15 protein-coding genes are annotated in these 13,584 nt (G+C 71.3%); 6 read left to right on the top strand and 9 right to left on the bottom strand.

The window, feature by feature from the left end:
- Positions 1-21: 21 nt before the first annotated feature.
- Positions 22-507 (top strand): hypothetical protein, encoded by a 486-nt coding sequence (locus tag ACFYM2_RS09115; protein WP_388834642.1) that lies wholly within the window; start codon positions 22-24, stop codon positions 505-507.
- A gap of 34 nt (positions 508-541) precedes the next feature.
- Here ACFYM2_RS09115 and ACFYM2_RS09110 read toward each other — a convergent pair whose 3' ends face one another.
- From ACFYM2_RS09110 to ACFYM2_RS09095, 4 genes are all read right to left on the bottom strand, one after another.
- On the bottom strand, positions 542-1,702 hold the full coding sequence (locus ACFYM2_RS09110) for an oxygenase MpaB family protein (protein ID WP_359003382.1): 1,161 nt from the start codon (positions 1,700-1,702) through the stop codon (positions 542-544).
- A gap of 67 nt (positions 1,703-1,769) precedes the next feature.
- Positions 1,770-2,825 carry a polyprenyl synthetase family protein gene (locus tag ACFYM2_RS09105; protein ID WP_359003384.1) on the bottom strand — a complete coding sequence of 352 codons (1,056 nt, stop codon included), beginning with the start codon at positions 2,823-2,825 and terminating at the stop codon, positions 1,770-1,772.
- The gene (locus tag ACFYM2_RS09100) at positions 2,815-3,093 is read right to left on the bottom strand and encodes a polyprenyl synthetase (protein WP_359003386.1); all 279 of its coding nucleotides are present in this window, start codon (positions 3,091-3,093) and stop codon (positions 2,815-2,817) included. Before ACFYM2_RS09100 ends, ACFYM2_RS09105 begins: the two co-directional genes overlap by 11 nt.
- A gap of 187 nt (positions 3,094-3,280) precedes the next feature.
- Entirely contained in the window at positions 3,281-4,186 is a 906-nt protein-coding gene (locus ACFYM2_RS09095; protein ID WP_359003388.1) for a LysR family transcriptional regulator, read from the bottom strand.
- 164 nt (positions 4,187-4,350) lie between these two features.
- On the opposite strand from ACFYM2_RS09095, the gene ACFYM2_RS09090 reads away from it, so the two are divergent.
- Together ACFYM2_RS09090 and ACFYM2_RS09085 are read left to right on the top strand one after the other, a co-directional pair.
- A complete protein-coding gene (locus ACFYM2_RS09090) occupies positions 4,351-5,406 on the top strand; it encodes a YncE family protein (protein ID WP_388834638.1) in 1,056 nt (351 codons plus the stop codon).
- A 47-nt stretch (positions 5,407-5,453) separates the two neighbouring features.
- Positions 5,454-6,338 (top strand): NAD(P)H-binding protein, encoded by an 885-nt coding sequence (locus ACFYM2_RS09085; protein ID WP_388834635.1) that lies wholly within the window; start codon positions 5,454-5,456, stop codon positions 6,336-6,338.
- A 16-nt stretch (positions 6,339-6,354) separates the two neighbouring features.
- Here the strand turns inward: ACFYM2_RS09085 and ACFYM2_RS09080 are convergent, their stop codons facing one another.
- The 3 genes from ACFYM2_RS09080 to ACFYM2_RS09070 all read right to left on the bottom strand — a co-directional run bounded on the left by ACFYM2_RS09080 (position 6,355) and on the right by ACFYM2_RS09070 (position 8,263).
- The gene (locus ACFYM2_RS09080) at positions 6,355-7,104 is read right to left on the bottom strand and encodes a dienelactone hydrolase family protein (protein ID WP_388834633.1); all 750 of its coding nucleotides are present in this window, start codon (positions 7,102-7,104) and stop codon (positions 6,355-6,357) included.
- A 299-nt stretch (positions 7,105-7,403) separates the two neighbouring features.
- Entirely contained in the window at positions 7,404-7,745 is a 342-nt protein-coding gene (locus ACFYM2_RS09075; protein WP_388834631.1) for a DoxX family protein, read from the bottom strand.
- The gene (locus ACFYM2_RS09070) at positions 7,742-8,263 is read right to left on the bottom strand and encodes a cupin domain-containing protein (protein ID WP_388834628.1); all 522 of its coding nucleotides are present in this window, start codon (positions 8,261-8,263) and stop codon (positions 7,742-7,744) included. Before ACFYM2_RS09070 ends, ACFYM2_RS09075 begins: the two co-directional genes overlap by 4 nt.
- 80 nt (positions 8,264-8,343) lie before the next feature.
- Here ACFYM2_RS09070 and ACFYM2_RS09065 point away from each other — a divergent pair, with 80 nt between their 5' ends.
- The 3 genes from ACFYM2_RS09065 (at position 8,344) to ACFYM2_RS09055 (ending at position 12,376) form a co-directional block, all read left to right on the top strand.
- Positions 8,344-9,195 (top strand): LysR family transcriptional regulator, encoded by an 852-nt coding sequence (locus ACFYM2_RS09065; protein WP_388459222.1) that lies wholly within the window; start codon positions 8,344-8,346, stop codon positions 9,193-9,195.
- A 288-nt stretch (positions 9,196-9,483) separates the two neighbouring features.
- A complete protein-coding gene (gene proP, locus ACFYM2_RS09060; RefSeq protein ID WP_388835111.1) occupies positions 9,484-11,043 on the top strand; it encodes a glycine betaine/L-proline transporter ProP in 1,560 nt (519 codons plus the stop codon).
- A gap of 142 nt (positions 11,044-11,185) precedes the next feature.
- Positions 11,186-12,376 carry an MFS transporter gene (locus ACFYM2_RS09055; RefSeq protein ID WP_359003402.1) on the top strand — a complete coding sequence of 397 codons (1,191 nt, stop codon included), beginning with the start codon at positions 11,186-11,188 and terminating at the stop codon, positions 12,374-12,376.
- A gap of 96 nt (positions 12,377-12,472) precedes the next feature.
- On the opposite strand, the gene ACFYM2_RS09050 is transcribed toward ACFYM2_RS09055, so the two are convergent.
- A complete protein-coding gene (locus ACFYM2_RS09050) occupies positions 12,473-12,811 on the bottom strand; it encodes a cyclic-phosphate processing receiver domain-containing protein (protein ID WP_359003404.1) in 339 nt (112 codons plus the stop codon).
- Positions 12,812-12,930: 119 nt separating this feature from the next.
- Entirely contained in the window at positions 12,931-13,530 is a 600-nt protein-coding gene (locus tag ACFYM2_RS09045) for a TetR/AcrR family transcriptional regulator (protein ID WP_359003406.1), read from the bottom strand.
- Positions 13,531-13,584 lie beyond the last annotated feature (54 nt).

Below are 13,584 nucleotides of genomic sequence, written 5' to 3'. Positions count from 1 at the left end.
ACTTCATGGGGGAGAGGGCACATGCGGGACTCGAACAGTGGGGCCACCCTTGTCATTGCCGGTCTGGTCGTCGCTCTGGTGATACGTCGGCAACTGCGCACCCGCCCGGTTCGGCGCACCGGCTCGCTGCTCGCGCCGGCGATCCTCGGCGCGGTGGGCGCCACCGGGCTCGGCTTCGGTGTCGCATCGGTCGTCAAGGAGCGCCCCCTCGGAACGCTGCCCATCGTCCTCTTGGCGATGAGTCTCGTGGTGGCCGCCGGTTTCGGGGTCCTGAGGGCACGGACCGTACGGATCTGGCGTGACCCCCAGGGAGCGGTGGTGCGCAAGGGGACGCCCGCGACCACCGCCCTGTGGGTGGCCTCCGGGGTGGCCCACCTTGGCCTCGGTCTCTGGATCGACCAGGTTGAGGGTGTGGGGATCCTGGGTGCCGCGTCGTTGTACGCGTATCTGGCCATCGGCCTCGGCGCGCAGAACCTGTCGGTGCGGGGTCGGGCCACGGCCCTGTGAACGGGCCGTGTGAGGCCGGTGATTGGGGGCGTCGTCAGTGGACCGTGGCGGGCGGTGGGGTCCAGCGGTGGGTGCGGGGGACCGTGTTGGAGATGCCGAAGTCCTTCTTCAGCTGTTCCGGGATGGCGTAGTGCATCACACGTCCCCGGGTCAGCGAGGACAGCTCGAACACGGCGGTGAGATGGCCGAGCCGGTCCAGCGCCCACGCGCCGAGCGGTGAACGGTCCTCGATGGTCTCCAGCACGCCGAGGAGGTGCGGGACGGCCTTGACGACGGTGTCCCACGGTGTGCGGGGCACCTGGAGCCAGTCGGCACAGGTGTCTCCGACCAGGTAGCGGATGAGGGCGGAGACGATCGGGTCGAAGAAGGTGCCCGGCACGATCTCCTCGTACAGGTCGATGAGTTGCCGGGTCAGTTCCGCGCCCTCGTCGGAGGGGCCCATGTGCCGGACCATGTACAGGTCGAGGAATTGGCGTGCCTCGTCGAGCGTCTTGGGCACGGCCTCCTGGTCGACGCCGAGCATGGCGCCGACCACGCGCCACGCGTAGTAATAAGCCTCCGCGCCCTCCGTGGACATGTGGATGCCGAGCCGGTGCAGACTGTCGAGGACGAGGAGCGAGAAGAACATCTGCCCGCCGATCAGGTCCTCCTGACAGATCGGCGTGCCCAGCGCCTCCGTGTCCCACCGGTTCTCACGCTTGAGGTGGTGGCGGATCGAAGCGTGCAGCAGGCGCACCTTCTGGGCCGCAGGGATGAAACGGCTGCCCGCCTCGAACGCGTCGGGCTGCATCAGATAGACGGTGAACTGCCCCGTCTCCGCCATCCTCTTGGACGGGTACTTCAGACCGTGGGTGGTCGACAGCAGCTTCGCCACGTTCGGCACGACGTAACAGGCGGGCATGGAGGCGAAGGACAGCGCGGTGGAGATGTGCACGTTGTTGTCGATGAAGAACAGCCGGGCCTTCTCCATCTCACCCCAGTCCACCCACGCGGGCGGCAGACTCGTGGCCTGAAGGTACTCGCGGGCGACGGCGGGCAGACCGTCGGGCAGCGGGGCGCCGGCCGTGGAGACGTACCGCATCAGGGTGTTGAACGTGCCGACCTCCCCCCGCTCGAAGAGTTCGGCGACGGTGGCGTCGGCGAGTTCGTCACCGGTCAGCCTCAGGGCGTCCAGCGACGCCTCGGTGTGGTTCATGGCGAACTCCTTTGTCTTCCATGTCCTTGGTCGTTGGACGTCGTCCTCCGCGCGGGCCGTCCCGGGTTCAGGACGCGCGGACCGCCGCCGAATGCGCGAGCGCCGTCAGCGCGGCGGCGGCGCGCGGCGGAACGGCCAAGTCGTGCAGGACGCCCAGGGCCTCCTCGACGCGGGCGGCGATCATCTTCTCGACGCGGTCGGGGGCTCCGACGCGGCGCATCGTCGCGCGGACCGTGTCCAGGGCCTCACCGTCCAGGTCGCCACGGCCCAGCAGCGCGCGGAGAGTCCTTCGGTCCTCGCCGTCCGCGAGCCGCCAGGTCTCCGCGAGCAGCGCGGTGGGGCGGTGTCCTCGTACGTCGTCGGCGTTGGCCTTGCCGGTGTGCTTCGGATCGCCGAACAGGCCGAGCAGATCGTCCCGCAACTGGAAGGCCTCGCCGAGCGGCAGCCCGTACGCGCGATAGCCCTCGCGCAGCCGGGCCCCCGCCCCGGCCAGGAGGCCACCGATCAACAAGGGCTGTTCCACGGTGTACTTGGCGGTCTTGTAGCGGATCACCTTCAGCGATGCGGCGGTGTCGGGGTCGGCTCCCGTACGCAGGATCTCCAGGCACTCACCCGCGATCAGTTCACGCGCCATCACCCACCACAGGGGACGCGCCCGGGCCAGATACGCGGACGGCAGACCGCTGGCGGCGAACAGCTGCCCGGCCAGCGCCATCAGCAGATCACCCACCAGCATCGCCAGCGACCTGGCCGCGGCGGTGCCGCCGGGTCCCGGCCGTACGGCGTCGAGCAGGGCGACGTGCGCGGTGGCACGGCCGTGGCGCAAGGAGCTGTCGTCGATGAGGTCGTCGTGGACGACGGCGGCGGCGTGCACCAGCTCCATGGACGCCGCGGCCCGTACCAGCGCCCCGTCGTCGGGCTGGCCCACCGCGCGCCAGCCCCAGTAACAGAACGCCGCCCGCAGCCTCTTGCCGTCCGCGAGCGAGGACTCCAGTTGTTCGGCCACCGGTCCGAGCAGGGGATCGATCGCCGCGAACCGGTCGGCCTCCTCGGCGACGAACCCCCTCAGCACCTCATCCACACGGGACTTGAAGGCGGCCGGCTCCCACCGGTCAGACGGCATCGAGGCTCTTTCGGGCCAGGACGTGCTGAGCCAGGATCTCCAGGTGCGGCGGAGGTACGTCGCTGTAACGGGCCAGCGCCAGGCGGCCGCGCGCCATCAGGTCGTGTTCGGCCTCCGTCGCCAGTTCCCCGGCGTCCGAGCGGCGCAGCAGTCCCCGTACGGTGCCGAGCGCCGTGGCCACGGTGGTCACCGCCAGATCGGCGAGTCCCGCCGCCAGCAGCACCGCCCGGCCGTCGAGGCCGCCGCGCCCCCCAGGTTCCTGCCTCATGCTCATGCCCTCCACTGACCACTGACCGCACGCCGAAGCGGCATCCGTCGCGCGGACGCCGTGCCGCCGAGCATGGCGTCCTGACGGGCGGGAAGGGGCGGCAACTCACGATCGAGTGATCGGATCGCTCTGCCGTACGGATCACGACGTCAGAGCATGCTGGACGCTCTCCAGGACCCGTCGGCGTTCACACGCGTCCGGCGCGTGCGGATTCCAGTACCGAGGCCGCCACGTGCTCGCGGAACCACACATGACCGGGGTCGCCCGCGTTGCGAGGGTGCCAGGCCATGCCGAGGTCGAGGGGGCTCAGGTCGAGGGGGATGGGGAAGGTGCGCAGGCCCAGGGCGGCCGTGGTGTCCGGGAGCCAGTCGGGCAGGGTGAGGGCGACGAGGTCCGTCTCGCGGGCCAGCATCATCGCGCTGGTGTGGCTCGGCACCACGACGGCGACCCGGCGGCGCAGCCCCAGCTCACCGAGCGCGCTGTCGATGGGGCCCAGGCGCTTGCCGAGGCGCGAGATGCCGATGTGGTCGGCGGCGGCGAAACTCCGGGCGTCGATCGGCCGGTCGAAGAGCGGATGCCCGGCCCGCGCGATGCCGACCAGGGGCATCCGGGCGAGCGCCCGGGTCTGGATCTCGGGGTCCAGGTGCCCGAGCGAGCCCAGTTCGACATCCACCCAGCCCTGGCGCAGCGCGGGGCCGCCCTCGACGGACTCCGGCAGGAAGACCACGTCCACATGCGGCGCCTCCGCGTGCACGCGCTCGGTAAGGGGGCCGGCGAGACCCACCAGAAGCAGATCCGTGGCCTGGAGCGTGAACGTGCGCTGAAGGTGCACCGCGTCGAAACCGGCGCCCGGTCTCAGGACGTTGTCGCATCCGCGCAGCAACGCCCTTACCTCGTCGCGCAGTTCAAGGGCGCGCGGAGTGGGGACCATGCCCTGGCCCGCGCGCACCAGGAGGGGATCACCGACCGCGCGGCGGAGCCTGGCCAGCGTGCGGCTGACGGCGGCGGGTGAGGTGCCGAGGCGTTCGGCCGCGCGCGTCACGCTGTTCTCCTGGAGCAGGGCGTCCAGGACGCGGAGCAGATTGAGGTCCATGCGAGGCTCCTGAACTGCAATTTTGCATCTGAGTCAACAATTGGCTGTCCATCTTTGCATTGTTGCGACAGGGCTCTTTGACGAGAGTTGAGGGGTCGGCGAAAGCGCCTGACACCCCCTCGTCCGATCCGATCCATCCGATCCATCCGATCAAGGAGTCCCCCATGCCGCAGTCCCCGCGCGCCGGGCGTGAAGGCGACGTTCTGGCCGTGGTGAGCCAGAGCGGGGCGACGGTCTCGTTCTTCGACGTCGCCTCCGACCAGCACCTCGACACCGTCGAAGTCACCTGCTCGCCGCACGAGTTGTGTTTCGACCCCACCGAGCGCCTGCTGTGGTGCACGACCGCGTACGAGTCGGGCTACTACCACGCCAACAGCGGCCGCCGCACCGAGCTGACCGTCATCGACGCCGACACCCGCCGGGTCGTCGAGGTCATCGACCTCGCGCCCGAACACGGGCCCCACGGGCTGGCCCTCGACACCGCCCGCCGCCGCCTCTACGTCAGCGTGGAAGGCTCGGCCGACCGGCCCGGGGGCGTCGTGGTGATCGACACCGGGACCCGGCGCCCGCTCGGCCGCATCGACACGGACGCGCCGGGCCCGCACTGGTTCGTCACCGATCCCTCCGGGAGGACCGGGTACGCCGCCAACAAGGAGGCGCCCTTCGTCTCGGTCGTCGACCTCGAACGAGGCGTCCTGACCGCGAAGGTCGAGGTGCCCGGGAGTGAGGGCATCGCCGTCTCCCGCGACGGGGCGCACGTCTACGTCGCGGCTCCCTACGTCGGTTCCTTCGAGCCCGGCGCCGCCGAGCGCCCGCCCACCGGAATCCGCGTCATCGACGCCCGCACCCACGCGGTCGTGGCCACACTGCCCACCGAGGACATCGTCCTGCCGGTGCACATGACCTCCACCGGCAAGCTGCTCGTCGGTGAGATGCGCGGCGCGTTCGATCCGGCGTCCGCGCTCGGCCGCCACGCGCCGGGCGGCCTCACCGTGTTCTCGGCCGGGACCCACCAGCGCCTTGGTCAACTGGAGGTCGGGCTCTGCCCGTTGACCATCTCCTCCTCCCCGGACGGCCGCATCGGATATGTGGCCTGCGTCGCCTCCTCCACCGTCGACATCGTCGACCTGGACACGCTGCGCGGCATCGGCCGGCTCGACATCGCCAAGCGCGACGACGCCGGCGCCCACGGGCTCGCGTACATCCCGCGCCCGGCGTGAAGCACTCCCTCTCTCCCACATCGCCCCACCCAGTCAGAAGGACGCACATGTTTGTCATCACCGCCCCCACCAGCACCATCGGCCGTGAGGTCGTCGACACTCTGCTCGACCTCGACGTACCCCTGCGGCTCGTCGTGCGCGACGCGGCACGGCTCGCGCCGCACGTCCGTGAACGCGTCGAGATCGTCGAGGGCTCGCACGGCGACCCCGATGTCATCGACCGGGCCTGCGCGGGCGCCGAGGCCGTGTTCTGGCTAGCGCCGGGCGACCCGGCCGCGCCGAGCGCGCACGCCGCGTACGTCGACTTCACCAAGCCCGCCTGTGCTGCCTTCGTACGCCACGGAGTGCGGCGTGTCGTGGGCATCTCCGCGCTCGGCCGTGGCACGCCGATGGCCGCGCAGGCGGGCTTGGTGACCGCGTCTCTGGCGATGGACGACCTGATCGGCGCGTCGGGCGTCCCCTACCGGGCCGTCACGTGCCCCTCGTTCATGCACAACCTGCTCCGCCATGTCGGGGCGCTCAAGGAGCAGGGCCTGTTCTTCCTCATGGCCGACCCGGACCTGAAGGCCCCGCTCGTCGCCACGCGCGACATCGCGGCGACCGCCACCCGCCTGCTGCTCGACGACTCCTGGCGGGGCGCCGGCGAGGTGGCGTGCCTCGGCCCCGAGGACCTGTCGCCCACCGAGATGGCCCGCACCCTCTCCGACGTCCTCGGCAAGGACATCGGCTACCGGCAGATCCCCGGCGCGGCCCTCAAGGAACGCCTGACCGGCTTCGGCGCGAGCGCGGCCATGGCGCAGGCGACGGCTGACATGTTCGACGCCAAGAACCAGGGCCTGGACGGGGCCGAGCCGCGTACGGCGCGGTCCGCGACCCCGACGACGTTCCGCGAGTGGTGCGAGGAGGTGCTCGCGCCGGCCGTGCGGTCCTGACCCCGCGCCCCCGGTCTCACCCCTTGCCGAGGGTCCGGCCGAGCAGGGCGAGCAGACGGTCCCAGTGGCGCTGGTACGCCGCGGGATCGAACGCGTCGGTGTCGGCCATGGTGAAGCCGTGGATCGTACCGGGATAGGTCTCGGTCGTGTAGTCGACCCCTGCGGCGTCCAGGGCCTTGTTGAGCTCGATGACGGCGTCGGGTGTCATGTCCTGCTCGGACAGGCCGAAGTGGGCCTGCGCGGTCATGCCGGGGATGAGCCGGTGCGGGCTGTCGGGCGCGTCGGTGACCAGCGCGCCCGGATGGAAGCCGGCCACGGCGGCCACCCGGCCCGGGTGGGCCGCCGCCGTGCGGGCCGCAAGCGGGGCGCCCATGCAGTAGCCGATCGCGGCGACGGGGCCCTGTTCGACCTCGGGTCGCGCGGTGAGGAAGGTGAGGTAGGCCTCCGCGTCCCTGAGGGCATGCTCGCCGGTGTGCGCCCTGACCATGGGCATCACCTGCGCGATGATCCCCGGGCGGACGTCTTCCCCGATGTACTCCGGGAGGTCCACCACCGGGGTCGGGCCGTGCCGGTAGAAGACGTTGGGGACGAGTACGTAGTACCCGTGCCCGGCCAGTTCGCGTGCCATCTCGTGCAGCACGGGCCGCAGTCCGAACGCGTCCATGTAGAGCAGAACGCCGGGGTGGCGCTCGCCGTCGTCGGGGAAGGCGGCGAAGGCGTCGGCCTCGCCGTCCGGGGTGGGGATCAGCAGGGTGGTGGTGGGCATGGGGGACTTCCTTCCTAGGGCTGATGCCGGTGGGAGGGGCCCCGCCGGAGGCGGGACCGGCGGACCAGGGGTTCAAGGGTGCGCCCCGGCGCGTGACGCGGGGCCGAACTCCCCGCCCGGCATGCCGCATCAGCCTGTATGCCGGCGGGGTTGGGACCAAATGTCCGGGCAGATCATGGCTGGAAGAGGGCCAAAGCGGGCCGGATCGCGCGGGGCAGCGGGCACGTGACGGCGGGCGGGCCGGGCCGCCCCCCATCACCACGTCGTGGCGAGCGGGACCGTCACCACGTCGTGGCGAGTCAGAGTGTCACCGCGCCGGTGGCGAGCAGTGTGAGGTTGAGGGCCACGGCGCGTTCGTGGCGCCGCAGGTGCCGGACGGTCGCGCCCATCTGAAGGACCTCGAACCCGATGGCCGCCGCGAGGGCGAGCCAAGGGGCGATCCCCGTCAGGGGCGGCAGGATCAGGCCGGCCGCGCCGAGCACTTCGACCAGCCCGATGAGTCGTACGGCCGGCATCGCCAGGGTGTCCACCCAGGCCATCATCGGGCGAAGCCCTTCCCGGCTCCGGACGATTTTGATCCCGCCCGAGTAGAGGAAGAACAGCGCGAACAGGCCCGCCACGATCCAGTAGGCGACGCTCACGACGCCCCGCCGCCCGGGCCCGCGGGGAAGTCCGTGGCCGGTTCGGTGGCGTAGCGGCTCATCGTCCGGACGGTCGCCTCGTGGTCCATGGCCTCGTCGCCGGCCATCATGTCCTGGAGGTCGCGGAAGTACCGCACATACAGGTCCGGCGTGAACGTGCTGAGCATGACGGCAGGTTGGCCGGTCGTATTGGCGAACGTGTGCGGGGCGCCGGGCGGCACCAGCACGAAGGTGCCCGCCGTGGCGTCGTAGTCCTCGCGCCCGACGGTGAAGCGCACGGTGCCGGAGAGGACGTAGAAACCCTCGTCGTGCTGGGCGTGCCGGTGCTGCGGCGGCCCGGGGGTGAACGGCGCGAGGACGGATTCCGCGAGCCCGAGGCGGTGCCCGGTCCTGCTGCCGTCCTCGATGATCCGCAGACGAGTGGTGCCGAGCCGGATCACCTCGCCGTCGTCGGGGCCGACCACCGATACGGCGGGGCCGGTGTGCGCGCTGCTGGTCTTCGGTTCGTGGGAAGTCATGGACCGATTGCACCGCCGGGGCAGGGCGAGCGTCCAAGACCTGTTCACCAGAGCCGATACCGCATGGGTATCGTCGCAGGATGGAGCTACGTACGCTGCGCTATTTCGTCGCCGTCGCCGAAGAACTCCACTTCGGGCGGGCCGCCACCCGGCTGCACATGAGCCAGCCACCGCTGAGCCGGGCCGTCCGGCAGCTGGAGACCTCCATCGGCGCCCGGCTGTTCGACCGGACGCCCGCCGGGGTCTCGCTGACCCCGGCCGGTACGGTCCTGCTCGATGAGGCGCGCGACCTGCTCGAGCGCGCCGAGCGGGCGGCGGTGCGGGTGGCCGTGGCGGCCGGGGCGGCGACTCTCACGGTGGGCATCCTCGGGGACAGCACCGACGAGGCCGCGACCCGGCTGGCCGGCGCCTACCGCCGCCGCCATCCCGGCGTGGAGGTCCGCATTCGCGAGACCGATCTGACCGACCCCACCTGCGGACTGCACGCAGGCCTCGTCGATGTCGCCCTGACGCGCGGGCCGTTCGACGAGACGGGTCTTGCCGTGCGGGAACTGCGCGCCGATCCGGTGGGCGTCCTGCTGCGTACCGACGATCCGTTGGCGGGCCGTGACCTGCTGCGCCTGGTGGACCTCGGGGACCGCCGCTGGTTCCTGTTCCCGGCGGGAACCGACCCCCGCTGGCAGGCGTACTGGAACGGTGGGGAACCACGCGAAGGGCCCGTGGTGCGCGGCGTCGAGGAGTGCCGGCAGGCCGTGCTCTGGAACGGCACAGTGGGCATCACGCCCCTGACCCACCGTCCGGTACAGGGGCTCACCGAGGTGCCGCTGGCCGACATGGCGCCGAGTCGCGTCGTGGCGGCGTGGAACGGGGGAGACACCAATCCGTTGCTCCGCTCGTTCGTCGAGCTCGCGACCGCCGCCTACCGCCCCTGAGCGCCGGGTGACCACCCGCCGTGTGACCACCCCGCCATGTTCCGCGCCGGACGACACGCCGCACCGCCGCATGCGCCGCGCGCGGCGGGGCAGCAGCGAAAGTTGAGGCTCATACGCCGCGCACCGGACACCGATGCCGGTGCTCCGCAAGCACTCCGCACCCCGGGCACCGCCCGGTGCGGAACCATCGACGACGCACAGGTACCCATGAACTCAAACAGGCGGGGGCCCGTACAGCCGGGCCGTCGAGGTCGCGGATTCGGTTCGGGAAGCGTGGAGACGGAACGCATGGTGCGGCTGCTGCTGCGCCGTCGCAAGAAGCCGCTGCACCCCGACGACGTGAAGGTGGCCGACAAACCCGCCGTGCGGCGCGCCGTGTCGGCCGCAGCGCTCGGCAACACGATGGAATGGTTTGACTTCGGTGTCTACGCCTATGTCGCGGCCACCCTTGGCAAGGTCTTCTTCCCGTCGAGTTCGCCGGGCGCGCAGGTCATCTCGACGTTCGCGACGTTCGCCGCGGCCTTCCTCGTCCGGCCGATCGGCGGGCTCGTGTTCGGGCCGCTCGGCGACCGGGTGGGCCGGCAGAAGGTCCTCGCCGTCACCATGATCATGATGGCGATCAGCACCTTCGCGGTCGGATTCCTGCCGGGTTACAAGTCGATCGGCCTGGCCGCACCGGTACTGCTGCTCGTGTGCCGGCTCGTCCAGGGCTTCTCCACCGGCGGTGAGTACGCCGGTGCCACCACCTACATCGCCGAGTACTCCCCGGACAAGATCCGGGGCTTCCTCGGCAGCTGGCTCGACTTCGGCACCTTCATCGGCTACTCCCTCGGCTCCGGCCTCGTCACCGTCCTGACCGGCGTCCTGACGGAGGATCAGATGCTGAGCTGGGGGTGGCGGATCCCGTTCTACGTCGCGGGGCCGCTCGGACTCATCGGCCTCTACATGCGGCTCAGGCTCGATGAGACACCCGCGTTCCAGGAGGCCGAGGAGCGGGGCCGGCAGGCCTCCGCGAGGAGCGGCACCACGCACGAGGAGCACGAGCGCCTTGAGCAGGCGCGCATGTCGGGCAGGGGCCGCCTCAAGGAGGTCTTCACCCAGCACTGGCAGGCGATGCTCGTCTGCATCGGTCTCGTGCTGCTCTACAACGTCACCAACTACATGGTGACGTCCTATCTGCCGACGTATATGAGCACCACCCTGGGCGAGGACGAACTCACCTCCCAGCTCCTGGTGCTCGGCACCATGGTGCTCGTCGTCCTGACCATCACCGCCGTCGGCCGCTCGTCCGACCGGTACGGCCGGCGCCCCCTGTTCCTGTGGGGCGGCATCGCGATGGTGATCTTCTCGGTGCCCGTCTTCCAGCTCATCCGGCAGGGGGGCATCGTGCTCCCCGCCATCGGCTGCGCGATCCTCGGCCTGTTCCTCGTGTGTTTCGCCGGGACGAGCGCGGCGACGCTGCCCGCCCTCTTCCCGACCCATCTGCGGTACGGCGGCCTGTCGCTCGCGTTCAACTTCTCCGTGTCCCTCTTCGGCGGCACCACCCCACTGGTGGCGTCCGCCCTGGTGGACGCCACCGACAACGAACTGGTGCCGGCCTACTACCTCATGGTCGCGGGCGTGATCGGGGTGATCTCGGCCCTGTGCCTGCGCGAGACCGCCGGGCTGCCGCTGCGCGGCTCGTCGGCCATGGTCGAGACCGAGGAGGAGGCGCGCGAGATGGTGGCCCGCAGCCGCACGCACGCGGGGCGCCGCGCGCGCGACGTCTGGCTCCAGCTGCGCCAGGGGCATCTGCCGCACCTGCACCACCACGCCGAGGAAGGCGACCGCAAGAACCGGCGGAGCTGACGCGCGGCAGTGACGCGGCGGCGCGGTGCCGGCTCGGGGACGCGCCGACGCGTCCGGCGGCCCTCGTGCGCCGGACGCGTCACCGGCGCGCCAGGCACGCGGGGCACGACGGCTGCGCCCCGGCGGAGTTACCGTCGCTGACATGGACCGTGATCTTCGAGGCTGGTGGCCGTGCCTGCTCAGCGGGACGGTGTTCGCCGTGTGCATGGCCAGCACGACGCTTCCGACCCCTCTCTACACCCTCTACCAGGGGAAGTTCGGTTTCTCCGAGCTGACCGTCACCGTGGTGTACGCCGTCTACGCCTTCGCCGTCATCGGCGTGCTCCTGCTGGCGGGCAACGTGTCGGACGCCGTGGGCAGACGTCCGGTACTGCTGTGCGGCCTGGGGTTCGCCGCCGCGAGCGCGGTCTGTTTCCTGTGTGCTTCCGGGCTCGGCTGGCTGTACGCGGGCCGGTTGCTCTCGGGGCTCTCCGCCGGGCTGTTCACCGGGGCCGCGACGGCATACGTGATGGACCTGGCGCCCGGCGGCGGCGCGTCCCGGGCCACGTTCGTGGCGACGGCCGCCAACATGGGCGGACTCGGCTGCGGCCCCCTGCTGGCCGGAGTGCTCGCGCAGTACGCGGCATGGCCGCTCACGCTGCCCTTCCTCGTGGACCTGGCGCTGGTGGCGGGCTCGGTCGCCGTCCTGCTGCGGCTCCCGGAGACCGTGGAGAACCCGCGTCCGCTGCGCAGCGCGCGAACGCAGCGGCCCACTCTGCCTCCTGAGGTGCGCGCGGTGTTCGTGCCCTCGGCGATCGCGGCGTTCGTGGGATTCGCGCTGTTCGGGGTGTTCACCGCGGTCAGCCCCGCGTTCTTGGCGCAGTCCCTGAACGTACACAATCACGCCGCGAGCGGTCTGGTCGTCGCGCTCGCCTTCTTCGCCTCCACCGCCGGACAACTGGCCGTGGGCCGCGTCGGAATGACCCGCTCACTGCCCCTGGGCTGCGCCGCGCTCCTGGCCGGCCTGGCTCTGCTCGCGGCCGCGCTCCGCTGGGAGCTGCTGCCCCTGATGGTCCTGAGCGCGCTGATGGGCGGCTGCGGACAGGGCCTCGCCTTCCGCGGCGCGCTGTCGGCGGTGGCCGCGGCGTCCCCTGCGGACCATCGCGCCGCGGTGATCTCGACGCTGTTCGTGGTGGCCTACGCGGGGATTTCGGTGCCGGTGATCGGGGTGGGCGTACTGGTGCGGCCGCTCGGCCTCGAAGGCGCCGGCCTGGCGTTCATCGCGTGCATGGCGGTGCTGGCCTGCGGCGCGGGCATCTATGTGCTGCGCCGGCCGGTGGAGGCCGGGGCGTGACGCCCCGCCATGGGGCGCGCCCCTGAGGGTGAGGCCGGGGAGCGGCGTGGGCGGCAGCCGTTGGACCGCCGCCCAGGGCCACGCCACTGAGCCGGGTCAGGCGCTCGCCCGGCGGACTCGGTAGTTCCAGTACGCGAGCGACCGAACCACCGTTTCCGCGCCGATGGGGTTGGCGCTGTGCACGACAACCGTCCCGATCCGGAAGGGCCGCCCGTGGAAGGCGGCTTCTTCCAGGAGCGTCACGACGGGCATGATGCTGTCGTCGCCGCCGAGGTCGTGGTCGAGCCAGAGTTCGTCGATGAAGCGGTCGCGGTGCTCTTCCAGGAGTTCCACGCCCTCGCCGCTGGTGCGGGCGATCCGGGTGGTCCCCGGGAGCGGCCGCAGATCGTCTACGCCGAGGATGACGGGGGCGGGCGGGGCCTGGTTGTCGTTCATCCGGTCATCATGGGGTCGCGCGGAATGGGGGGCCAAGTCCCTTTTCGGCGGGCGGTGCGGTGCCAGGGTCCGGTGAGGTCCGCCGTCCTCGTCGACCGGGTGGCGCCGTCACCGCGTCCTCAACTCGGGCGCGGCCGCAGCAGGTTCTCGATGAGCGTGTCCACCAGGCCGTCGGGGACGGCCGATCCGGTCAGGGCGCAGTAGACGATCGGGCCGACGAGGGCGTCCAGCGCGGCGTCGGGGCCCAGTTCGGGCGCGAACGCGCCGGCCTCGATGCCGCGTGCCAACAGGGCGCGCTCCTGGTCGCGGCGAGGGCCGAGATAACGCTCACGGAAGCTCTCGGCGGTGCCGGGATCATGCTGCGACTGCGCGATGAGCGCGAGCAGGACCTTGCCGGCGGGGTCGTTGGTGAGAAACCGCGCGAAGTCGCGGAGGTAGGCGCGGACGCTCTCGACCGTGGGCTGCTCGGCCGGGACGGGAAAGCGCTTCTCGCTGTCCTCGATGAGCGTGTCGAGGAGGATTTCGACCTTCGACGGCCACCAGCGGTAGATCGTCTGTTTGGCGACACCGGCGTGGCGCGCGATCGCTTCGATGGTCAGGCCGCCGAAGCCGTGCTCGACGAGGAGATCGTCCGCGGCGTGGAGCACGGCCAGGCGGGCGGACTCGTCGCGCCGGTTGCCGGAGCGCGGCCTGCGGGGCTGAGGACTGGCGGCGGGCATGCGAGAACCATACCTGTGGGTGACGCCCGGCCCATTGTCTAGACGCAACGTCTC

This window comes from Streptomyces sp. NPDC006711 (assembly GCF_042869775.1).
GTDB lineage: Bacteria > Actinomycetota > Actinomycetes > Streptomycetales > Streptomycetaceae > Streptomyces.
The sequence above is the reverse complement of the archived record's forward strand: the minus strand, read 5'-3'. Positions and strand labels throughout refer to the sequence as shown.